We start from the raw sequence: 22,765 nt of genomic DNA on the forward strand, positions 1-22,765 counted from the left end.
ATTAGCTTCCTCTTCCAATTCGTGAAAATAGATGTGATTTCCTTCAAAATTCAGAAAAAACAGGCAGGAATCATTTGATCCATGCCTGTACCTGTTAAAACCTATTGTAAAACTTGAGTTTTCAACGCTCTTCTCAAAATTTTTCCAGTTGTGTTTTTCGGAAGCTCCTCTAAAAATTCAATAGAAGAAGGGAGTTTATATTTCGCCAAATGCTGTGTACAATAGTCCATCAGCTCACTTTCAGTTAAGCTTGAATTCTTCTTAACTACATAGCACCGAACAGCTTCACCGAGATTTGGATCAGGGACACCGATTACAGCTGCCTCAACAACATCCGGATGGTCATATAGCACCTCTTCTACTTCCCTTGGATACACATTATAGCCGCCAACAATGATTAGCTCCTTTTTCCTATCAACGATATAAAAATAGCCTTCCTCATCCATTCGCGCTAAATCGCCTGTATAAAGCCAGCCATCTTTAATCGTTGCTGCGGATTCTTCAGGCATTTTGTAGTAGCCCTTCATCACATTCGGACCGCGGACAATCAATTCCCCTACCTCACCGACAGGGACTTCATCACCGAGCTCATTGACAACTTTATTCTCGACATTCACAATCGATTGCCCAATTGAGCCTGCTTTTCTTGGTCTATCCAGCGGGTTGAAGCATGTGACAGGGGATGCTTCTGAAAGACCGTATCCTTCAGAAATCAGCACATTAAATGTCTGTTCAAAGTTCTTTAATAGCGCAACTGGCATCGCCGATCCGCCAGAAATACAAAGCCTTAGCGAGCTTAAGTCCCCACCATAGCTTTGCGCATATTGTAGAAGGAAATTATACATTGTTGGAACACCAGCAAATACAGTTGGCTTATATGCCTCAACAAGCCTGAACATTTCCTTAGGACTGAATTTCGGATCGATAATGATTGTTGCTCCATTCATCAGCGGGGCATTTAGGGCAACGGTTAAACAAAAGACATGAAACATTGGCAGCGTCGTAACCACTCGATCATCTTCATTCATATGCAAATAGTCACTAACATCCTTTGCATTACTATAAAGATTTTTATGAGTCAGCATCGCGCCCTTTGGCTTGCCTGTGGTGCCTGAAGTATAAAGGATGATTGCAACTTCATCATCTTCTAAATCTGGTCCTTTAAAGCTTAAATCACCCGATGCCAGCACTTGTGAAAACGATTTCAATTTAAAGAACACTGAAAGGCTAGTTAGATCAACGCCAGTTTCCTTCCCCTGAGGTGTTTCACAAATAATATAGTTCTCTACTTTCGGCAAAGCAGGATGCATTTTTTCAACTAAAGGAAGCAGCAAATCAAGGGCTACAACTGCCTTTACATCACCATTATTAACGATATAGCCAATTTCATCAGGAGTATAAATCGGGTTGATTGGTATAACTGTTGCTCCTAAACGAAGTGCTCCATGCAGAGCAATCACAAAGTGTGGAGAATTTCCTAACAATAAAGCAATATGATCCCCTTTTTTGACTCCTAATTGTTCTAGACCAGAAGCAAATTTCGTAACGGCTCCGTCTAGTTCTGCATATGTACTTGATTGGTCCATAAAATAATATGCTGGTTTGTCCCCCTTAGTTCGTGCGGTTTCATGAAGCTGTTTTGTTAAATTCATTACTCTTTCCCCCTTCTGATGAATGAATAGTCATTCATTTTATTTAAATAATTTTCTAAATATATTATATTGAAAGAAAGTTATGTATTCAAGCAAAAAAGTTTTTAATGGAAATATTCAAGTTATTCTTACTTCTACAAATCCGAATTTTTATATTAATATAAAGTTATAAAAAACCGAACGGGTGTGACCGTTCGGTTTTTATATTAATGAATATATTCATCGCTAACTAAAATGTCCGAAATTATTTCTGTCGGAATGATAAACTCAACAACTCCCATATATCCAGGAGCTACTTCGTACTCATCAAAGGATATGACTAGTTTCCCTTCATTATTAATATAGAAGTTTTGCTCTTTGTTAATGGTTTCGAAAAGCTCAGTAAGTTCTTCGTCTTCTAAACCAGCATTAGATACCCAATAGATTTTATTCTCATCAGCCTTCATTTGTTCACGCATTTGTTCTTTAATACTCTCACTAATTGTATTCACATAGCTATCATTTTTAAATAACATGGGTAAGCTTAATAAGATTTGATTTTTCTTATCGATAGTATCGTATGACATGGTTGTTGAAGACGAACCAACTGTATTTACAACATATCTGCCAATTGATAAGATCTGATCGTTATCTGTTTTCACCTCATAGCCGCTATCAACACCTAAATGCCCGCCGCCATTCTTCTCTAGATCCTTCATATCAACCATGAATTCATCATACAGTTCTTTTCCCTCTTTTAAATATTTTTCATTCAGACTTTGAGATAACTCTCCATTCTCTAAATCTGAAACGGCCGGCACTTTTATGTCTGCTTGGTATTTATCCTTATCCACTTTATATTCTGTAAAGGTTAATACTTTTACTATACTCCCAACGACAGGCATTTCTGCTAAAGTGCTGGCCATTGCTGGGCTAATATTCAAACCTCCGATAAAAAGAACAGCAGCTGCAGCCGTCCCAGCCACCCACTTATACCCATTTTTCTTTTTCTTCTTCTTTCCTTTCAATAGTGCCCTCTCGACAATGAATTCCAATTCATCTGGTATTTGTATATTTTTATACTCTGTTTTTAGCTGCTCTAATTTTTTGTCCATTCTAGTTTGCCCCCTTAATGACTTCATCGTTCAATTCGATGCGTAATAGCTTCAATGCTTTATACAATCTTGTTTTTATCGTATTCACATTTTCATTGAGAACATCAGCTACTTCTTCAATTTTCAGATCCTCAAAAAAACGTAAAACAATAATGCTTTTGTATTCAGGCGCTAATTGATCCATAGCCCTTTCTAAATCAATATTTTCATAATGATCCTCACTGCCTGAGCTAATAAATTCCATTGTCTCTGCATCCACGATACTGACTCGTTTATGTTTTCTGAGAAAATCTAAGGAAGTATTGACCACTATTCTATAAAACCAGCTTTTAAGCGTTTTTAAATCCTGAAGAGAATCAATGGAGACAATTGCTTTATGGATCGAATCTTGTACGATATCTAAAGCATCCTCAGAATTTTTCACATAGCTGAAGGCTAGCCGATAAAAATTCTCCTTGTTCTCCCTAATAAATGTTGTAAATAATTCATCCTGGTTTATTCTACTTTTCTTTCCCATGTCGCAAAAAGGCTCCTTTATTGCTATTAATTTGTATACACTTTAAAGACGCATCATCAGTGGTAAAAAGTTTTAGCTTTTTATTATTGCTATTTAAATACGTAGTGGGGTAGTGGTTGATTTCCGCTCCAGGCACTCGCTTTCCGCGGGGTGGGCGCTGAGCCTCCTCGGCGCTAGCGCCTGTGGGATCTCAGCTGTCCCACACTTCCCGCAGGAGTCTCGCACCTTCTGCTCCAATCAACCAACTTTTTTTGTAAATAGTTCTTCATACCTCCTTTTCAAAAACAACTATCTTTTAAAAGAGAGCCTTATTATTGACTTTTGCTCATTAAAAAAAGCGTTCCCCGTAAGGAACACTCTCATGAATTTTAGTATATTAATTGTAGGAAATCTTCTTTCGTAATATTTCCGAAATAATGTTTAATATCAATATCTTCAAGTGCTTTTTCTAACTCTGCCTTTTCGTAGCGAGTGCCAATTAATTGATTTTCAATATCACTAACATCGCCTACACCGAAAAAGTCACCATATATTTTGCAATTTTCAACTTTGCCTTTATCCACGTCCAGTCGAATATCTATGCCGCCAACTGGGAAACGATGAGAATGCTGCAAATTGAATTTTGGAGATTTCCCGTAATTCCAGTCCCAATTCTGATATCTTTCCTTCGATAACTGATGAATATTTTCCCAGTCTTCGTCTGTAAGAACATACTCTTCAATTTGATCCTTGCCGCCAAAAATATTTTCAAGCAATAAGGCACGGAATTCTTCCATCGTAATTTTCTCTTTTAAAAACTCAGAAATATTTGCAACACGGCTGCGAATCGATTTGATTCCCTTCGATTCAATTTTATCCTTTTTGACCTTTAATGCTGAAACAACACTGTCAATTTCGGAATCAAGCATAAGTGTACCGTGGCTAAACATTCTGCCCTTAGTGGAGAATTGAGCATTCCCTGAAATTTTTCTGCCTTCAACAGTAAGGTCATTCCTGCCGCTAAGTTCTGCATCTACCCCTAACTTTCTTAATGCGTCAACCACAGGCTCAGTAAACTTTCGGAAATTATGGAAGCTCTCCCCATCGTCTTTTGTAATGAAGCTGAAGTTCAAATTGCCTAAATCGTGGTACACTGCGCCACCGCCAGATAATCGGCGAACGACGTGGATGCCGTTGCTTTCCACATACTCCGTATTAATTTCTTCAATTGTATTCTGGTTTTTCCCAATAATGATGGATGGCTCATTTATGTAAAAAAGCAAATACGTCTCGTTAATATCTAAATTTTTTAATGCGTATTCTTCAATCGCTAAATTAATTCTTGGATCATTAATCCCTTTGTTATCGATAAATAGCATATTGATTCACTCCTTATAATTTAACAGACCATTGATAGGCAGCAAGCGCAATTGACCCGCTGTACATATCCGCAGCTTCTTCCTTTAATTGCTCAATATTCCCGTAATGCGGCAGATGAGTAAGCAAAAGTTTTTTGACATTTGCTTTTTGTGCTAAAGTTCCTGCATCATAGCTTGTCATATGTCCAGCATTCTTGCCATTCTGATGCTTATAAAAATTACATTCACACACTAATAAATCCGCTCCATTGCAAAAAGGAACGAATTCTTCTTTGTATGATGTATCCGCAGTATACACAAGGGATTTTCCATCCGCCTCAATTCTCATCGCAAAGCATGGAACAGGATGATCCGTCTGTAAAAATTGTATCGCAAATGGACCAATTTTTAAAGTTTGATCTGTTTGATAGGCAATCCCCTTAGTAATCTCTTTATACGTTAATTTGGAAAATTCATGTTCATCCATCCCATGACCATAAATAGGAAGACATTCCGTCTTCTTGCCTAAAAAACCTTGAATAAGACGGGCATGCTGCAGTACACCAATATCTGCAATATGATCCGGATGATAATGAGAAAGAATGACCCCATCAATATCCTCCGGCTGGATGATCTTTTGCATTTTTGCAAGGACACCGCTCCCGAAATCAAGCATTAATTGAAAACCATCGTGTTCTAGTAAATACCCTGAGCTCGCTTCATCTGCTTTTGGATACCCGCCCCAGCAGCCGATCACTGTAAACTTCATTATTTCTCCTCCTTCAACCTATTTCTTCGTTATTTTCACCTAATAATTGAAATGGAAAACATTTAATCATTACTAATATACCTGAATTAGCCATTTTTTTCATATTCCATATTTTTGTATCAAAACAGCCATTGACGCGCGTCAACTGTTATAATACAATAAAAGAAATCTTACTATTCTAAACAAACACAAACCACCGGGAGGCTTTTAAAATGATCCAAAACATTTTAGATTTCTTTAGAAATTTACCAGCAAAGCAATGTGTTGACTGTGGGAATCCTATCGAAGAACAGCATGAATGCTATGGAAACAAATGTGATCATTGTATGGGAGTATCGGATATATAGAAAAGCGGAGGGGGCTTGCCTAAGGGCGACAAGCATAAGGCAAGCTGGATGGAAGGTTGTTCTTTAACCTTTTAGCCAGCTTGACTTATGACCTCGAGCCCCTAGCCACCGCAGCTAGACATAGAAAAGCGGAAGACGCCTGCTTATCGGCGACAAGCACAGGACGAGCCGGCAGGGAGGTTGTTCTTTAACCTCCTTGGCGGCTTGGCTTGTGGCCTCGAGCCGATGGCGCCTAGAGCTAGACATATAAACTAACACAACAAAACCAGCCGCTTCATTTAAAACGGCTGGTTTTGTTCGTTTATTCTGTAACAGCTGCAGCAGCAAAACGTTTCTTATGCATGCCTGTGAAGAATGTAATTGTTCCTGCAATAAATAAAACAATGAATATCGCTAGTATTCCTACATTATGCCACATAAAGCTAAAGTCACCGCTTGATATAACTGCCTTGAAGCCTGAAACAGTATAAGTCATTGGCAAGAATGAGCTAATTGGCTGTAAGAAATTAGGGATTAACTCAAGTGGGAATGTACCCGCACTAGTAGTTAATTGCAAAATTAAGATGATGATCGCGATGAAACGTCCAGGATCACCAAATGTTGTAACAAAGAACTGAATTAATGTAATGAATGTCAGGCTTGTAATGATGGCAAAGAGAATAAATAAAGGTACACTTTGCACTTCAATTTTTAATCCGACAAACATTATTAACACAGAGATTAGCGCTTGAATAATTCCAATTCCCATGAGAATAAGGAATTTACTTGTAAACCAGCTCATTCCGTTCTTAGGCACGCCTGCTGGTTCACGTAATGGAAAGACAATGGAAAGCAAGAGTGCACCAACAAATAGACCAAGTGATAAGAAATATGGAGCAAATCCAGTTCCATAGTTTGGTACCTTATTAATCTTCTCGTTATCCACTTTAACTGGGCCAGCCATCATACTGAAAGTATCATCATTTGCATGAACAGATGATGCCTTGTCAGCCCCATCAGCTAATTTGTTAGCTAATTCCTCTGAACCTTCATGTAATGTTGCATTTCCATCAGCTATCTTTCCGGCACCGTCTTTAAGCTGGGCTGTTCCATCTTTAATGGCTGAAGAACCATCTTGTAATTGACCAAGCCCCCCAGCTAATACAGTTGAACCAGAAGCTAATTGATCTGCGCCTGCCTTCGCATCTGCGAATTTCTCACTAAATGTATTCATTCCTGCTTGGAATTCATTTTGTCCCTTCGAAACTGCTTGTGCACCGCTCTCAAGCTTTTCGCTTCCTTTTGCAAGCTCGTTTACACCTTGCTGAAGCTGTTTCTGGCCTGCGTTTAGTTCACCAATTTTAACAGCTATTTCATTTCCGCCATTAGCAAGCTGGCCAGCAGCTCCGGCAAGTTCAGCAGTTCCTGTTTTAAGCTGATTCAAAGCACCCTCTAACTCTAAACGCTCTGGTGAATTTTCAGGAAGCTGGCCAATCAATGCTTGGAGTTTTTCTTGTAGCACAGCCATTCCGCCATTTACTTTTTGCGCTTCAGATTGCCATTGTTGTAAAGAGGAAGATAGTGTTTTTGCACCAGCACCAATCTGCTCTGTACCAGTGACAACAGCTGGCAGCTTCTCTTTAACTGCCCCCAAGCCTTCTTTTGTCTGATGAATGCCTGCAGCCAACTGCTCATGACCTGCTTTTAATTGATCAGACGCTGACTTTAATGTATTCTGTCCTTCTTGCAGTTGACCAAGTCCATCTGCCAAAGTTTTTGAACCAGCAACTAACTCCTTAGAGCCGTCATTAATTTTTCCTACTCCATCATTAAATTCAATTGATTTATCAGCTAATAAAGAAAGCTTATCATAAATTAGAGATGAGCCATCCTTCAGTTCGGCTGCACCATCATTTATTTTAGAAGCCCCATCACTTGCTTGCCCCATTCCATCGGCAAGTTCCGTCACCTTATCAAACATGGTTTCTGCATATGTTTCGGTTATTTTCTCAGAAATAGATGATTTAATTTTTTCAATAGCTGTTTCACCTATTTGCGAAGATAGAAAGTTATAGCTTTCATTCGGAACATAGACAAGCTTTAACTTTTCCGGATGATCATCAAGCAAAGTGGTTGCATTAGATGAAAATTCTGATGGAATTTCAATCAGCATATAATATTTTTGATTTTTAAGATCCTTGTAGCCTTGCTCTTTATTAACAAACTTAAAATTAAAATCTCCGCTTTCCTTTAATTTATCAACAAGTTCGTCTCCAAGCTGCAGCTCTTTCCCTTCAAAATCAGCACCTTTATCCTCATTTACAATTGCAACAGGTAAATCTGCCAAATGATCATAAGGATCCCAAAACGCCCATAGGAACATACCGCTGTATAATACCGGAATAAATAGAACTGCAATTATTGGAATAAGAAGCTTTTTATTCCGCAAAACAGACAGCAATTCCTTTTTGAAAAGACTTTCTCTCAATGTTGTTGCCTCCTTGTTAAACTGACTGTTTTGTTCATTTAGTCAATATATTCCAAAAAACGAGGACTATCTGTTTGATAATCCCTTAAAGATATACTGTTCAAATAACTTCGCAATTTCTTCCTTTTCTAATGGTTCATTGCGCTTTTCCCAATCGAAAATGAGAGCAACATAAAGCTTTAACATAATAAATGCTGTTACTTCAGGGTTGCATTCTTGGATTTCTCCCTTTTCAATTGCAGCAACGATTTTCTCCTTCAAATAGCCAAGAATGGCATCCTCTAGTTTAATCATAACCTCCATAACAGCAGGAGTTCCCATTTCCTTCTCCTCTTGGAAGAGCTTTATTGTCAGCTGATGCTTTAAGCGGAATTCCAAGATCTGATAAAGACCACGATGAACTTTTTCATGAAAAGAAAGGCTGGAATCCATTGCTTCATCAGCCGCCTTCTTCATTTCACTAATGAGCGAGCTAATGATTTCATCGAACAGTTCTTCTTTATTTTTAAAAAAGGTATAAATCGTTCCTTTCCCTACGTTTGCAATCTTTGCAACCTGATCCATTGTTGTGGCCTTAAAGCCAAATAATGAAAAGGATTTAGTAGCCGCCTCAATAATCAGCTGCTTTCGATCGATTGCCATTCCCTCACCTCTTTAAGAAATGCATTAGCGTCTGCACGCTGAAGCTTGAAAATAAGAATAATTGACTAAATGAGTAATTCGGTCATTTTGTACAATATGTAATTTAACATATGTATTTAATAAATGCAACAAGAAATATAAAAAAAAGCTATTACGAATACTTAGTAGTCCGGTTGCAAAGTAGAAAAATTGAATACACAAGGTCGATATCAGGCTAAATGGCATACTTTTAAACTAAAAAACGCAGTGAATTTTGCATAATAGACGGAGAAATTCCGCCTATTTCGTAATTATTAATAAAAAAAGCCTAAATAAGCGGAGAATTTCCGCCTATTGGCTCGAAAAACTAAAAAATGGAGAATTTTGCAATGAATAATCGGAAAAATTCCGCTTATTTCATCTAAAACGAGCTTCATTTTGCATTTAAGCGGAAAAACTCCGCTTATTTTACCTTTGCTCTATACTCAATTAAGAACGAGACATCTTATTTATTTGAAAGTGAGTTTTAAGCTTATCCGCTCGGGTGCTGTTCAACCTGATCTCCAACTGATCAGTACGAACCTTCTTGATCCTAGATAATTAATTTCATTGATTAATCAATTCGCTCCGTTTATTGACAATGCTTATATTTTATAATGTGACCAATAACTATTGCCTGCTAGTTGAAACATGTGCTACCTACAAAACTATATTCGATAATAAAGCTTAGTAATCCTTATATAACAATAAAAAAAAGCAAGCGGAAAGTTAACGCTTGCTGAAACACTTGTTCTTTTTCTACCTCTGAAGCGAACTACTTACATGAATGGATAGCCTTTTGTTTTTTGCTATATAGAAAGGATAATACTTGCTGAACAGCCTTTTCACCTTGATCAATACAGTCAGGCATTCCTAGACCATCATAGGAGCTCCCTGCAATATAGACACCTGGGAGTTCTGCTGTAAGCTCATTGATTACCTTGTCAATGCGCTCCTTATGTCCGACTGTATATTGCGGCATTGAATCCTTCCATCTAGATACTACCGCAAAGTCGGGAGCCATCGTAATATTCATCGTTTTGTTTAAATCGTTTAAGACGATTTTCACCATTTCATTATCCGAAACATCGACTACTGCCTCATCTCCAGGTCTGCCAACATAGCATCGCAGCAAAACCTTTCCAGCTGGAGCAGAATGCGGCCACTTCTTATGTGTCCATGTACATGCCGTAATCGTATAATCACTATTGCGTGATACAACAAATCCTGTTCCTTCAATATCATTTTCAATCGCCTCTTTAGGAAAGGCAAGAGCAACTGTAGCAACAGATGTAGAAGGCATTTCCTTAAAAACATTGAAAAGGGGATATTGTTTAAACATTGACTGCGTGACATGATGTGGGACTGATAAAACTACACTATCTGCCTTTAACATCTCTCCATCAGCTAACTCAAGCGCATATCCGTCCTCTTTTTTGGCAATCCCTTCAACCCGGACTCCCTTTAAGATAGAATGCGGCTCTAATTTCTTTTCAATCGCATCAACAAATGACTGCAGTCCCATTTTAAACGTTAAGAACATCCCTTTATCCTTCTTTTCACCTGTCATTTTCGGCTGTGATGGTGTTGATCGTTTCATACCCAAAATCAAGCTCCGATATTTTTGTTCCACTTGATAAAACTGCGGGAAGGTTGACATTAAGCTTAAATGGTCAATATCACCAGCATAAATTCCCGATAGCAGCGGCTCGATTAAGTTTTCAACAACCTCATCACCTAATCTTCTCCGGAAAAACCCTCCAAGCGCTTGGTCTTTCTTAGGGTTTGACCGTGGCAGGACAAAATCTGCTGCAGCACGCAATTTACCAGGAAACGAAAACAATCCTGTTGTAATAAAAGGGGCAATCTGTGTCGGAATCCCCATTATGGACCCGCCAGGCATCGGATGGAGACGCTCTCTCGCTAATACAAATGATTTGCCTGCTGTATTTCTGATTAGCTCGTTTTCCATGCCAACCTCTTTAGCTAAGCGAGATGCACTTTGCTTTCTGGCAAGAAATGAATCGGGACCTCTTTCAATAACAAAGCCATCCTTAACAACGGTCTGCATTTTTCCACCTAGACGGTGTGAGGCTTCAACAAGTTTCACATCAAGTGACAGTCCCTTTTCACGCGCTTCTTTTTGTAAATAGTAAGCTGTTGTTAAACCTGTAATTCCACCACCGATAATGATAACCTTCTTCTGTTCTTCCGACACAGTTCTTCGCCTTCTTTACATTAGTTTCACTTATCTGCTAATTTGTTTTGAATGATCGTTGCAAGGGCATCAATAAATTCCGGTTGATCATTTGGCATCTCTGGACGATAATAAGCAGCTCCAATTTCCTCTGTAACGACTTTACATTCATAATCATTATCATATAGCACTTCTAAATGATCTGAGATAAAACCAACTGGTGTATAAACAAAAGCTTTATAGCCTTCTTTTTCAAAAAGCTCTCTTGTTAAATCCTGTACATCAGGCCCAAGCCATGGTTCTGGTGTATTCCCAGCACTTTGCCAGCCTACAGCGTAGTTTTTAACTCCAGCCTGGCTTGCAATCATATCTGCAGTTTCCTTAAGCTGATGCGGATAAGGATCCCCTAATTGTAAAATCTTTTCTGGCAAGCTATGTGCCGAAACAATGAGAACAGCTTTTTCTCTTTCTTCAGCAGTCATACTTTCAAATGTTGATTTCACACGGTCTGCCCAATATTTGATGAATTTCGGCTCATTATACCAGCTTTCCACTGAATGAATGACTGGTCCACCAAGCTTTTCTGCTTCTTCCTTCGCCCGGCCATTATACGATTTCACACTGAACGTGGAAAAATGAGGTGCAAGAACAAGACTGACTGCCTCTTCAATTCCATCTTCATTCATTTGTTTAACAGCATCCTCAATAAATGGCTCAATATGCTTTAACCCAAGATACATAACAAATTCATATTCATCTTGTATTTCATTTAGGTAAGATTCAAGACCTTTTGCTTGGTCCATTGTTATTTTTGCAAGCGGAGAAATACCGCCGATTGCTTCATATCTTCCGCGTAAGTCCTCAAGCATTTCCGGGGTAGGCTTTCTGCCATGTCTAATATGAGTATAATAACGCTCAATATCCTCTTCTTTATAAGGCGTTCCATACGCCATTACAAGTAAACCCATCTTCTTCCTTGTCATACTTATTCACCTCTTGTAAATCTTCAGTTCTAGTCTTTTATTGTGTCAAAAAAACGCAAGATTTCCAACTAATATGATCGATAAGTCCTATTAGCTTAATTTTGAAGCTGAATACTCATGCACAAATGCAGTTAAACGTTTCAAAGTTTCAGGATTTACATCTGGGAATACGCCATGTCCAAGATTAAAGATATATCCAGGACGCTCCATTCCTTGATCTAATATTTCTTTTGCCTTCGCTTCGATCACTTCCCATGGCGCAAGAAGAAGTGCTGGATCAAGATTTCCTTGAACAGCCTTTGTAATTCCTCTTTCCCTTGCTTCTTTGATTGGCAATCTCCAATCTAGACCAACAACATCAAGCGGCAGGTCATGCCATTCCATTGCAAGATGGCTCGCTCCTACTCCAAACATAATTAGAGGCACATTTTCTTCTCTTAATGAAGAGAAAATTCTGTTCATCGTTGGTTTAATAAATAGGCGATAATCTTCTACATTCAACGCACCAACCCAAGAATCGAAAATCTGGATTGCTTTTGCACCTGCTTTAATTTGGGCTTTTACATATGTAATGGTCATTTCACTTAGCTTATCCATTAAAGCAAACCATGCTTTCGGTTCTGCATGCATAAATGCTTTTGTTTTATTGTAGTTCTTTGACGGACCGCCCTCGATCATATAGCTCACAAGCGTAAATGGTGCACCTGCAAAACCGATTAACGGGACTTCCAGCTGTTCTTGTGTAAGAAGCTTAATCGTATCCAATACATATGGCACATCTTCTTCCGGGTTAATTTCACCAAGCTTTTCAACATCGGCAACCGAACGGATAGGATTTGAAATAACTGGACCGATACCTGACTTTATTTCAACCTCAACCCCTAGTGCAGGAAGCGGTGACATGATGTCTTTATATAGAATGGCAGCATCATTATTATATTGATCAACAGGTAATTTTGTCACATATGCACAAAGCTCAGGCTGATGTGTAATTTCAAATAAAGAATATTTCTCTTTAATTGCTCTGTATTCCGGCTGTGACCGTCCTGCTTGACGCATATACCATACAGGCACATGTTCGGTCTTTTCCCCTCTAGCTGCACGTAAAAAAGTATCATTTATCATTTTTACCATTTAAATTATCCACCTTTCAAAACTGTCTGTTTAACATTTTAATATATAAGTAAGGATATTTGAAATTTTGACACCTAATCATCCATACTAACTGTATCGTTTTCAGCTATACTTGTATAGACAACGATGAAAAATGTCGAAATTTTGTCATAAGGTGTTAACCTTTTGGTAATGAATGTTCTTAAGATATTTAACGTATAGTTTTAAAAAAATAATAAGGGGATGAATCGTATGTATGTTTACATGACGACCGGCACTTACAATTTTTTATATAAAATAAAAGACAAACATCATGGAGAATCTATGTTTCTCATGCAAAATATCGAAAATGCGCTATTATTGCATGAATCAAATCAATCATCCATTTTTAAGACGCCCCGTTCCTTTCAAGTGATCGACTCAAATGGAATATTTGAAAATAAGGGCATTGTCGTTATGAATACTATTCCCATAACTGAAGAAGAAAGACCTCTATTGGAACACCGTTTTCATCAGTTAAAAACTCTTTTAAAAAATCAACGTGGATTGTCAGCGATTCGATTTCTTCGTCCGCTTAAAGGAAGTGATTACGTCATCCTTTCACTATGGCAAAATGAAAAATCATATGCGGATTGGGAGAATTCCACATCCTTTGCAGCATTCAAAAAAGAACTTGAAACTTTCAATAATCCTGCCAACCTATTAATAGGCTCTGCTTATGTTACAAAATATTTCATTCCAGAAAACGAGTAGAAGGATGACTAAATTTAGTCATTCCTTTTATCCATTAATATATGAAGAAAGAAGATTTATAAGCTGATTGGACTCAGCTCTAGCAGCAATAAATGGAGGAAAAGCTCTTATATTTGCTTCAACCGGAAGACCGAGCCAAATTAATTGATTATCAATAATAATAAATGGGAAAGGAAGCGGATCTGAGATTTGAATCGCTTCACTCAAATCACCTACTTGCTCACTAGCAAGCAAGGTCAGCACCACCCTTTTCCCCCTTCTATTTAATATGTCTATCCATTCATCCGATAAACTGCCACCCGTAGGTATTGAGACAGTGATGGCTTTAGTAGCTCCAGCAATATCTTCCCTCACTCGCTCAAGCTTTCTCGCATGCATCCACTGCAATCCTTGATGCTGATTTTTTATCCAAGCGCCAACTTTACTTGGACCGAAGGCTTTTCCTTCTGTCCGTTGATGTTCAGCAAGCTTTCGCCAGATTTTATTTTGATATACATGATTTCGTACAAACCCGAAGTCACATAGGTGTATGAACTTCCCTTTTGTCCTTGTGATTGCTACATTCAGCAGCCTTTCACTTTCTTTGCCTATTAAAAGCATTCCTGCCCGATCCTGTGGATAACTATCTACTGTATCAAAAATCATCATGTCGCGTTCACTGCCTTGAAAGCGATGGACAGTTGCAGCAATGATATCAGCATCATGTATCTGATCTCCTAATAATTCATCAAGCAGCTGTTCGAGCAGCATGGCTTGGGCGCGGTAGGGCGTGACATAACCAATTGACTTCATCCCCCCTAAATAAGCCTCATGAATCAACTGAACAGATAAGAGCAAATGCCACACATTCATTCGTGAATTTGAAACTCGATCTTTCATACAAAAGCTCCCAGCACCTGATGTATCTAATAGGATGGAAGCACTTTCTTTAAATGGCATTCTCTTAGAAATTTCCAATCTAGACTTTAGAACACTTCGATGATTTCCGACAAGCGCATGGTATATAAATCGATTGGTAAAAGAAGAAATATCTGGGTGCATTCTCCTCTGCTCCTTTAGCAGAAATAAATGGGGGTGCAGTTTCCCCTCTGTCACCCAGTCAGACACACCAGATTGATGAAAGATATCTTCTCTCAGCCATTCACTTACTAGCGGATGGCGTGCTGCCGCAATGGGGGGAAGCTGTTTAAAATCCCCGCAAATAATCGCACGCTTAGCAAGTGCTACTGCAAATGCAGCCTGTGGAATATAGGCCATACTTGCCTCATCCAAGACCACGAGATCAAAGTCCTTTTCGTAAATAGCTGGATCACTAGCTGCCTTGGCTAAAGTTGTGCCAACAATCTTTGCCTCTTTTAAAAACTCCAGTTCTTTTTGGCGAACTTTCTCAAGCACGGCTGTTAACTTTTTTTCTATTTCAAGAAGACGATTTGAATCTCTTTTACTATAGGACTTAGCTAAGTCCAGTTTAATGAACCGGCGTTCTTCTAATAATGTTTCTTTGTTTTCAGCCAGGTTTGTATGGTGTTTTTCTATCAGATGACTTGCTGTTAAAAATGGGCGATTTTGAATCGCTTCCCCTGCTTGTGATCCATATCTAAGGAGATCTCCTTCACGTAAATGCCCTTTCTTTTCAACAAAAAGAGAAACTTCCGCCATAAGTACATCAACAGCCTGATTACTGTGTGAGAGAACTAGCACCCGCTGCTCCTTTACATATTTATTGGCGATCACTCTCGCAAGTGTGTAAGTCTTTCCTGTTCCTGGAGGTCCCCAGACAAAAGTGACGGGATTGTACTTCGAGCGAAGAATGAGTTCATGGACGTTGGATTTAATTTTATCAGCCGGGTGTATTGCAGGCATTGAGGGGTCCATCAGCTTTTTGACTCTTCCTCTTTTCTGCTTGCTTTCCTTCATATCCTCCAAACGTTGAAAAAGCTGATCTAGCAGTTCCCATGGATCATACAGCAGATAACTTTCAGATAAAACAGTGCCTAAGTTTTCATTTACTTCAATGATGATGCTTTTTCCTTCGGATGAAAGGATCCGACCATCCGCGAGCTTTTTACCCCATTCAATTCTAACCATTGAACCGACAGGCACTTTTATGGAAGAAGGAGAATCAAAAAAATAAATATAGGAATTTTTTTTCGAAAGTAAACGCCCATTTAACATTAGGTATCTTGTACTGCCTTCTTTTTTTAAATGCTGAATCTCAGCCTTTAACGCCTTTTGCCAAGCCTTTATGTAAGTCAATGTTGTAGTCATTACTAACTTCCTTTACGAGTAATATTCATTTTCATAAAATAAATTTTTGAGACATGGTATACTATTATTGTAGTCTTTTTTAGATTTATTAAAAAGAAAGGAGTTCTATTAATGGAGCACGTGTTATTGCAAATTTTAGGGGAAATACAAGAGCTAAGGAAAGGACAAGCTTCTCTTAATCAAAAGGTAGATAAAAACTTCAATGAGTTAAATGGAAAGTATTCTAATTTAGATCAGAAATCTGATGATTTGAATGGTAAATATTCTAATTTAGATCAGAAATCTGATGATCTGATTGGTAAATATTCTAATTTAGATCAGAAATTTGATGATCTGAATGGTAAATATTCTAATTTAGATCGGAAATTTGATGATCTGAATGGTAAATATTCTAATTTAGATCAGAAATTTGATAAAAACTTCAATATTTTAAACAACAAAATTGATAAACTCTCCGAACAAATTAGATCACATCATATTGAAAACATTCATGCTGATGAACACTTATTAAATGAAATCATATCACTTAAAACAAATGTCACCTTTATTAATCGAAAAATTGCTGATGCCGAACTTGAAATTAATGCTCTAAAGCGTAGTAAGCAATGATTTATTTTCTATTCTTATAAGTTTGTTTTATATAGTTCATATAGAGAAATCCAAATGGTTACCCAAATAAAGCCCATCGCAAAACCAGCCGCAACGTCTGATGGATAATGGACTTGCATCACTACTCTGCTAATCCCCATAAAAAGAATCCATATTCCTGCAAGTACTCCTATTAGCCACCTCAAAGTTCTTGATTCTAATCCGCTCATGATAATATAAGCAATCATCATATATAGAATCATTCCCATCATTGCATGCCCGCTTGGGAAGCTAAGGCTTTTTACTGCTACCAAATGCTCCAAATCAGGACGGGGTCTTCCAGCTGCATTCTTCAGCCATTTATTTAATTCATTGCCAAAAGCAACAGCAAAAACAAAGATAGCCATTGCCAAGTAATCCCTTTTTTTAATCCATAGCCATAAAATAAAGAGTAAACTAACCATTCCAATACCCAATTTAGAACCTATTCGATCCATTAATGTAAAAAAAGGATAAGAAAATTCCTTTAATATTCCTGTAACAAAAAATGAAATAAATTGATCAAATCTTAATGGTTCGCCACTTTTTACAGCTGCCCAAAAGTAAATAGATAAGGATGCCGCTAAAATTATGAATAGAAAAGTAATTTTGGATTTTCTAAATTCCATTTTGCTAACTCCTTCTTCTCATATTAATAAACATTTACCAATATACCCCACATGCAGCAAGTTAAAAATGTTATAATAATCAAAAAATTGCATTTGAGGGAGAGAAGATGGATGAACACATTATTTGATAAGCTAGACGGGTATTATGAAGAAATGGTTTCGATTAGAAGACATTTGCATCAGCATCCAGAGCTATCCTTCAAAGAAGAAAAAACAGCTAAGTATATTCAAACATTCTATGAAAACTTAGGGATTGAAGTAAGAGGTCAAGTAGGAGGAAATGGCGTAGTTGCAAAAGTCTATGGAAGCAAGCCAGGAAAAACAATTGCTTTACGGGCAGATTTTGATGCACTGCCGATTCAAGATGAAAAAGATGTACCATATAAGTCTCTCGTACCCGGTGTCATGCATGCATGCGGACATGATGGACATACTGCGACCTTACTTGTACTGGGAAAAGTGCTCCATGAAATGCGTGAGGAGCTAGAAGGTAATTATGTGCTTATCCATCAGCATGCAGAAGAATATGCACCAGGAGGAGCCATTTCAATGATTGAAGATGGGTGCTTAGATGGGGTCGATGTGATTTTCGGCACCCACTTGTGGGCATCAGAACCGACTGGTATGATTCAATACCGTGTTGGACCGGTAATGGCAGCTGCGGATCGCTTTGAAATTACGATTCAAGGAAAAGGCGGCCATGGAGCACAGCCGCATCGGACAAAGGATGCCATTGTAACTGCCTCACAATTGGTCATCAATCTTCAGCAAATTGTCAGCCGAAAGGTAAATCCAATCGATTCAGCTGTTGTCACTGTCGGTTCCTTTATGGCGGACAATGCTTTTAATGTAATTGCTGACAGGGCTAAACTGATCGGCACGGTTCGCACATTTAACGAAGAGGTTCGTGCATTTATTGAAGAAGAAATGGAGAGGATCGTAAAAGGAACTTGCTATACAGCAGACAGTACATATGATTATTTGTATGCAAAAGGCTATCCAGCGGTCGTTAACCATAAGGAAGAAACGGACTACTTAGTATCATGTGCACGGCAAATAGATAGTGTAACAAATATCGAGGAGACCGAGCCTCATATGGGCGGAGAGGATTTTGCTTATTATCTTCAACATGTGAAAGGAACCTTTTTCTTTACGGGTGCAAAGCCAGTTTATACAGATGAAAATTACCCACATCATCACCCTAAATTTGATATTGATGAAAAAGCGATGCTAATCGCAGCTAAAACACTCGGAACAGCTGCACTTAAATATCATTCAAAGGATAATTGATTATTAACCATACAATCAATCTTGAACATCTACTCATAACCAAGTATGTAAATGTCGGTCTGCCTCATTTCACTGCGCTGGTTATTACTTCGTACATAAAGGCTTATTCAATTAACCAGACCGACAATTTTTTCACACAGAAACAGCCCTAAATCTTATTCAGATTTTGGGGCTGTTTTTAATGTCCGTATCCGGTAGGCATTTTTCGCTACTTCTCCTAGATGCTCCAATAAATTGTTATTGGCGAAGGCACCTACAGCTGCACCAATGCCTGGCACAAGCTGAAGCATCTTTACAAAATCGATATAATCGCGGTATTCTTGCTGAAATTCCTGCCAATCCATGTCAATGAATCCCGCTTTTCTTTGATCCCAATTCTCAACGATCTCCATCGTTTCCCTTCTCTTTTCATCGCTTGAAAAGGCAAGCTTGAACACATGGAGAATAAAAAGCCTTTCCTCGTATTCATTTGTATCATAACCATAAATAGAAGCGGCTTCAAAAAGAAACTTCATTTTTATCGAAAGGAGAAGCGGGAAATCGGCTAAACCGAGAAGAATGCCTCCTGCCCCTGTTCCTGCTCCTTCAACCACTGCTGTTCTTCGATAAATGGACAGTTTTTTCATTAATAGCTCATCCATCTCAGCCAGCGTTCTTAATGTGTATTGGTTCTTTTTGGTTGTTAAATTAGAGCCGACAAGTGTAGCCTTTACCATATTTTTTATACTCTCTGTCAGCATTTGATGGACTTTGTCTGGAATCCAATTATTTACCTTTGTTTGTGCTTTTTTCGAAAGTCTATTAAGAATACTAGAGCGCTTCACCATTTGGCGCTTCCAATCCTCTATCTCTCGAATGACAAGTAATTCATACTCATTCATAAGCTTCCCTTCCTTTTACATTCTGTATTGTTTAATACGTTAGACAGAAGGAAAGGTTTCACTTATCCAACGTGAATCATTCGAAATAAAGCTTTTTCTTAATATAGATACGAGTAAAAAGGTAAGCAAGTCCTATTCCAGCAATAAGTGAAATGATTGCGATGATCCACTCGCCTTTTGCTAAAACAGCCAGCGATAATATCAAGGCTTGTAAATATAATATTTTCGATAAAAGCTTTTTAAACGATTGTTCCTTTAGTCTTTCATCAAGCGGATACAGCTTCACCCATAGTTTATTTTGATGATGATTCCAAAGCGGCAGCAATTGAAAGCCTGTTAAATACATGAAAAGTAAAACAAGCAAAATTTGACCGTATCCAAATGAAATGAAATAAATTCCTGCAGCCCCAATAATGGTCAAACGGACGAAGAGTCCAAAATAATCGCCTGCACGTAAAAAAGTTCTTACGAGAAGATGGCTAAACGTATTTTTCTGTGCAAAAGCTAGCCTTCTAAACAGCCAATCAAGCCATGACCGTCTTTTCACACGATCGCGTAAATGCGGTACGTCTGTAAACAGATTGGCTAATCGGTAAAAGGAAGTCATCCTCCGTTCTTCCATTTCAATTAAAAACTCCCATTTCAACCCCTTTTCTTTTGTGTTTTTACTATAGTAAAAATACAAGAGGAAAAGAAGCAACATCTCAGGTAACAGGAACAGCAAACCTTCATTTGAAAAAAGGAAAAATAAAAAGACGGCATTTACTGCATAGCGGATAAAAGAATCAATAATATGAACAGATTTCTCTACATAGTATTGCACTTTCCAGCGAATAAGCAGGTTAATCCCCTTCATCACCAGTACCGCAAATAAAAACGGCAAAAACGCTTGAAAATTCCCATCATTTACACGTGCATACATCGGCATAAATACAGCCAAGCCCATGATGAGCAAATATGCATGCAGGAGGAAACTGACCGCTATTGAACGTTTAAAAAACCATTGAAGTTTGATTTCAAGCGGAAGAAGAAAAATACGGTCAGCTTCCGTAAGAAACGTATAGATAGGGGTATAGGTAAGTATGAAAGCAAGTGCGATCGCCATGATAATAGCTGCTGGAAATTGCTCAGGAACAGTTGTTAGCCATTGCTGATAATAAAAGACGGCAGTTCCAAGCAAGAAAACCATCACAATCATAATGTGACCGTTAAAAATATACCGCAAATAACGGCTTAGCTCTTTAATTCTCTGATTAAACCGACCTTTCCATAGTTTTCTTTCATCAAACATAATCTTCTTCCTTTGTCAGTTGAATGTAAATATCATCTAAAGTCGCTTCCGGCATCGAAAATTGCTCTCTTAATTGTGCCAATGTTCCCTTAGCCCGCACCTTGCCTTCATGTAAAATAACAAATCTGTCACAATATCTTTCAGCGGTTGCCAGTATATGGGTTGACATTAAGATACCTGCCCCATTTTCTTTCATTTTTTTCATTAGATCAAGTAAGGATTGTATCCCAAGCGGATCAAGTCCGACAAAAGGTTCATCAACAATATATAATGATGGCTGTACTAAAAAAGCACACATAATCATTACTTTCTGTTTCATTCCTTTAGAAAAATGGGCAGGAAACCATTTCAGTCTTTTTTCCATACGAAATTCCTTTAAAAGCAGTTCCATCCGTTCCTTATATTCAGAAGGCTTTAGCCCATATGCCATTGCTGTTAATTCTAAATGTTCTTTAAGCGTTAGTTCATCATAAAGAATCGGTGTTTCTGGCACAAAGGTGAATTGTCTTCGATACGCCTCCTTATCTTTATGAAACGCATTCCCATTAATGGTAATTTCCCCGCTATGCGGCTCCATCAGTCCAATGACATGCTTTATAGTCGTACTCTTCCCAGCTCCATTTAAGCCGATTAAACCGACGATTTCTTTTTCCTTTACTTCAAAAGAAACATCCTTCAACACAGGATTTCTTGTATAGCCACCCGTTACATTTTCAATTTGCAAAAGAGCCATAACCAACGTCCTTCCCTAATTTTCTATTTCTATTGTAAGAAACGGTGCATCTCCTTGTCCAATCTTTAGGAGGAAATTATAGGTGGATCAAATTTTTTTAGATCTTTTTTAAAATAAATGTATATGAAATCTGATACCGGGTATTCTAATCTATGAAGGGGAACAAGTCATTTGATAACCTAAAGAATTATCAAAACTTGAAATGAGGTGTCTGTCGCAGACAGCTAAATTCACTTTCATGAATCGCTTCCATACGTTTAAAATCTAAGGGGATGGTTGCATTGGGCAATATTGCTGAATGAACCAAGAGATCTACCATTCTGATCGCCTAACCCGTTGGTGGTCTAGCATACACTTTGAAATGAGGTGTTTGTAAAAGACAATGACCTGCTTTATACGTTGTAAAACTTATAAAGATTAGGGGATGGTCAGCTTGAACAAAGATCGAAAGTCTCTAGAAGTAAACACAATCATTCATAAATGAGGTGTTTATCAAAGGGAATAACCTGAAGTAGAAACGTCATTTAAGAAGCATTCCCCTTCACGAAGGCAGGATTCCATGCGGATCCTGCCTTTTATCCTTTTTTTAGATATGATAAGATAATGGAAAATAGAACAAATAGGAGTTGTTTCGAATGAGCGATTGTATTTTTTGTAAAATAGTTAATGGAGACATTCCTTCATACAAGGTTTTTGAAAACGAACATGTTATGGCTTTTCTCGATATTAGCCAAATAACAAAAGGTCATACATTAATTATTCCAAAAATACATAATGAAAATATTTATGATTTAAGTCCAGAAGCGGCACGGAATATTTTTGAGGTTGTCCCGCAAATAGCAAATGCAATCAAGGAACAGTTTAATCCTGTTGGCATGAATGTCATTACAAACACTGGCGAACAGGCTGGACAAACCGTTTTCCATTACCATATGCACCTAATTCCTAGATATGGCAGCGGAGATGGCTTTGGCGCAGTTTGGAAATCTCATCAATCCGATTATACGCCTTCTGATTTGCAAGAAATTGCTGCCGGGATCAAAAAACATATCTAATAATATTTAAACGCAGCTTAAAATTGGGTTGGTAACAAAACTTTTCTTCAAAACCATATGGAGCAGCAAATAAACCGTTATTTTGAAAAAGGATCGTTCAAA

At 38.0% G+C, this 22,765-nt stretch carries 20 protein-coding genes; 5 read left to right on the forward strand and 15 right to left on the reverse strand.

Translation table 11 applies throughout. The features are described 5' to 3' along the window. Positions 1 to 101: 101 nt before the first annotated feature. From C1726_RS03470 to C1726_RS03490, 5 genes are all read right to left on the reverse strand, one after another. Positions 102 to 1,652: a fatty acid--CoA ligase family protein gene (locus C1726_RS03470; protein ID WP_102271891.1), complete on the reverse strand. Its 1,551-nt coding sequence runs from the start codon at positions 1,650 to 1,652 to the stop codon at positions 102 to 104. Positions 1,653 to 1,858: 206 nt separating this feature from the next. Beyond that, positions 1,859 to 2,746: a DUF3298 and DUF4163 domain-containing protein gene (locus tag C1726_RS03475; RefSeq protein ID WP_102271892.1), complete on the reverse strand. Its 888-nt coding sequence runs from the start codon at positions 2,744 to 2,746 to the stop codon at positions 1,859 to 1,861. A 1-nt stretch (position 2,747) separates the two neighbouring features. After that, positions 2,748 to 3,263, reverse strand: coding sequence for an RNA polymerase sigma factor (locus tag C1726_RS03480; protein ID WP_102271893.1), 516 nt, complete (start codon positions 3,261 to 3,263; stop codon positions 2,748 to 2,750). Positions 3,264 to 3,631: 368 nt separating this feature from the next. After that, the gene (locus C1726_RS03485; protein WP_102271894.1) at positions 3,632 to 4,621 is read right to left on the reverse strand and encodes a lipoate--protein ligase; all 990 of its coding nucleotides are present in this window, start codon (positions 4,619 to 4,621) and stop codon (positions 3,632 to 3,634) included. A gap of 13 nt (positions 4,622 to 4,634) precedes the next feature. After that, complete coding sequence (locus C1726_RS03490; RefSeq protein WP_102271895.1) at positions 4,635 to 5,369, reverse strand: MBL fold metallo-hydrolase; 735 nt, start codon at positions 5,367 to 5,369, stop codon at positions 4,635 to 4,637. Between the two features lie 212 nt (positions 5,370 to 5,581). Between C1726_RS03490 and yhfH the strand changes: the two genes are divergently transcribed. Then, on the forward strand, positions 5,582 to 5,716 hold the full coding sequence (gene yhfH, locus C1726_RS03495) for a protein YhfH (RefSeq protein WP_102271896.1): 135 nt from the start codon (positions 5,582 to 5,584) through the stop codon (positions 5,714 to 5,716). 301 nt (positions 5,717 to 6,017) lie between these two features. On the opposite strand, the gene C1726_RS03500 is transcribed toward yhfH, so the two are convergent. The 5 genes from C1726_RS03500 to hemE all read right to left on the reverse strand — a co-directional run bounded on the left by C1726_RS03500 (position 6,018) and on the right by hemE (position 13,157). Then, positions 6,018 to 8,183 (reverse strand): YhgE/Pip domain-containing protein, encoded by a 2,166-nt coding sequence (locus C1726_RS03500; protein ID WP_102271897.1) that lies wholly within the window; start codon positions 8,181 to 8,183, stop codon positions 6,018 to 6,020. A gap of 66 nt (positions 8,184 to 8,249) precedes the next feature. Beyond that, the gene (locus tag C1726_RS03505) at positions 8,250 to 8,825 is read right to left on the reverse strand and encodes a TetR/AcrR family transcriptional regulator (protein ID WP_102271898.1); all 576 of its coding nucleotides are present in this window, start codon (positions 8,823 to 8,825) and stop codon (positions 8,250 to 8,252) included. Between the two features lie 793 nt (positions 8,826 to 9,618). Next, positions 9,619 to 11,061 (reverse strand): protoporphyrinogen oxidase, encoded by a 1,443-nt coding sequence (gene hemY, locus C1726_RS03510; RefSeq protein WP_102271899.1) that lies wholly within the window; start codon positions 11,059 to 11,061, stop codon positions 9,619 to 9,621. A gap of 26 nt (positions 11,062 to 11,087) precedes the next feature. Further along, positions 11,088 to 12,023, reverse strand: coding sequence for a ferrochelatase (gene hemH / locus C1726_RS03515; protein WP_102271900.1), 936 nt, complete (start codon positions 12,021 to 12,023; stop codon positions 11,088 to 11,090). 90 nt (positions 12,024 to 12,113) lie between these two features. Beyond that, entirely contained in the window at positions 12,114 to 13,157 is a 1,044-nt protein-coding gene (hemE, locus tag C1726_RS03520; RefSeq protein ID WP_102271901.1) for a uroporphyrinogen decarboxylase, read from the reverse strand. A gap of 231 nt (positions 13,158 to 13,388) precedes the next feature. Here hemE and C1726_RS03525 point away from each other — a divergent pair, with 231 nt between their 5' ends. Then, positions 13,389 to 13,889, forward strand: coding sequence for an antibiotic biosynthesis monooxygenase family protein (locus tag C1726_RS03525; RefSeq protein WP_180968087.1), 501 nt, complete (start codon positions 13,389 to 13,391; stop codon positions 13,887 to 13,889). A gap of 27 nt (positions 13,890 to 13,916) precedes the next feature. Here the strand turns inward: C1726_RS03525 and C1726_RS03530 are convergent, their stop codons facing one another. Continuing rightward, positions 13,917 to 16,157: an AAA domain-containing protein gene (locus C1726_RS03530; protein WP_102271903.1), complete on the reverse strand. Its 2,241-nt coding sequence runs from the start codon at positions 16,155 to 16,157 to the stop codon at positions 13,917 to 13,919. A gap of 111 nt (positions 16,158 to 16,268) precedes the next feature. Between C1726_RS03530 and C1726_RS03535 the strand changes: the two genes are divergently transcribed. Beyond that, positions 16,269 to 16,766: a hypothetical protein gene (locus C1726_RS03535; protein ID WP_102271904.1), complete on the forward strand. Its 498-nt coding sequence runs from the start codon at positions 16,269 to 16,271 to the stop codon at positions 16,764 to 16,766. A gap of 14 nt (positions 16,767 to 16,780) precedes the next feature. Here the strand turns inward: C1726_RS03535 and C1726_RS03540 are convergent, their stop codons facing one another. Then, complete coding sequence (locus C1726_RS03540; RefSeq protein ID WP_102271905.1) at positions 16,781 to 17,413, reverse strand: phosphatase PAP2 family protein; 633 nt, start codon at positions 17,411 to 17,413, stop codon at positions 16,781 to 16,783. Between the two features lie 111 nt (positions 17,414 to 17,524). On the opposite strand from C1726_RS03540, the gene C1726_RS03545 reads away from it, so the two are divergent. Beyond that, positions 17,525 to 18,703, forward strand: a complete 1,179-nt coding sequence (locus tag C1726_RS03545; protein ID WP_102271906.1) for a M20 family metallopeptidase — start codon at positions 17,525 to 17,527, stop codon at positions 18,701 to 18,703. A gap of 155 nt (positions 18,704 to 18,858) precedes the next feature. On the opposite strand, the gene C1726_RS03550 is transcribed toward C1726_RS03545, so the two are convergent. The 3 genes from C1726_RS03550 to C1726_RS03560 form a co-directional block, all read right to left on the reverse strand. After that, on the reverse strand, positions 18,859 to 19,584 hold the full coding sequence (locus C1726_RS03550) for an EcsC family protein (protein ID WP_102271907.1): 726 nt from the start codon (positions 19,582 to 19,584) through the stop codon (positions 18,859 to 18,861). Positions 19,585 to 19,660: 76 nt separating this feature from the next. Continuing rightward, positions 19,661 to 20,875 carry an ABC transporter permease gene (locus C1726_RS03555; RefSeq protein ID WP_102271908.1) on the reverse strand — a complete coding sequence of 405 codons (1,215 nt, stop codon included), beginning with the start codon at positions 20,873 to 20,875 and terminating at the stop codon, positions 19,661 to 19,663. Further along, positions 20,868 to 21,608, reverse strand: coding sequence for an ABC transporter ATP-binding protein (locus C1726_RS03560; RefSeq protein WP_102271909.1), 741 nt, complete (start codon positions 21,606 to 21,608; stop codon positions 20,868 to 20,870). Before C1726_RS03560 ends, C1726_RS03555 begins: the two co-directional genes overlap by 8 nt. Before the next feature lie 635 nt (positions 21,609 to 22,243). Between C1726_RS03560 and C1726_RS03565 the strand changes: the two genes are divergently transcribed. Next, a complete protein-coding gene (locus tag C1726_RS03565) occupies positions 22,244 to 22,663 on the forward strand; it encodes an HIT family protein (RefSeq protein ID WP_102271910.1) in 420 nt (139 codons plus the stop codon). The last annotated feature ends 102 nt before the right edge of the window (positions 22,664 to 22,765 follow it).

The sequence above is a fragment of the Cytobacillus massiliigabonensis genome (genome assembly GCF_900199725.1).
Lineage (GTDB): Bacteria > Bacillota > Bacilli > Bacillales > Cytobacillaceae > Cytobacillus > Cytobacillus massiliigabonensis.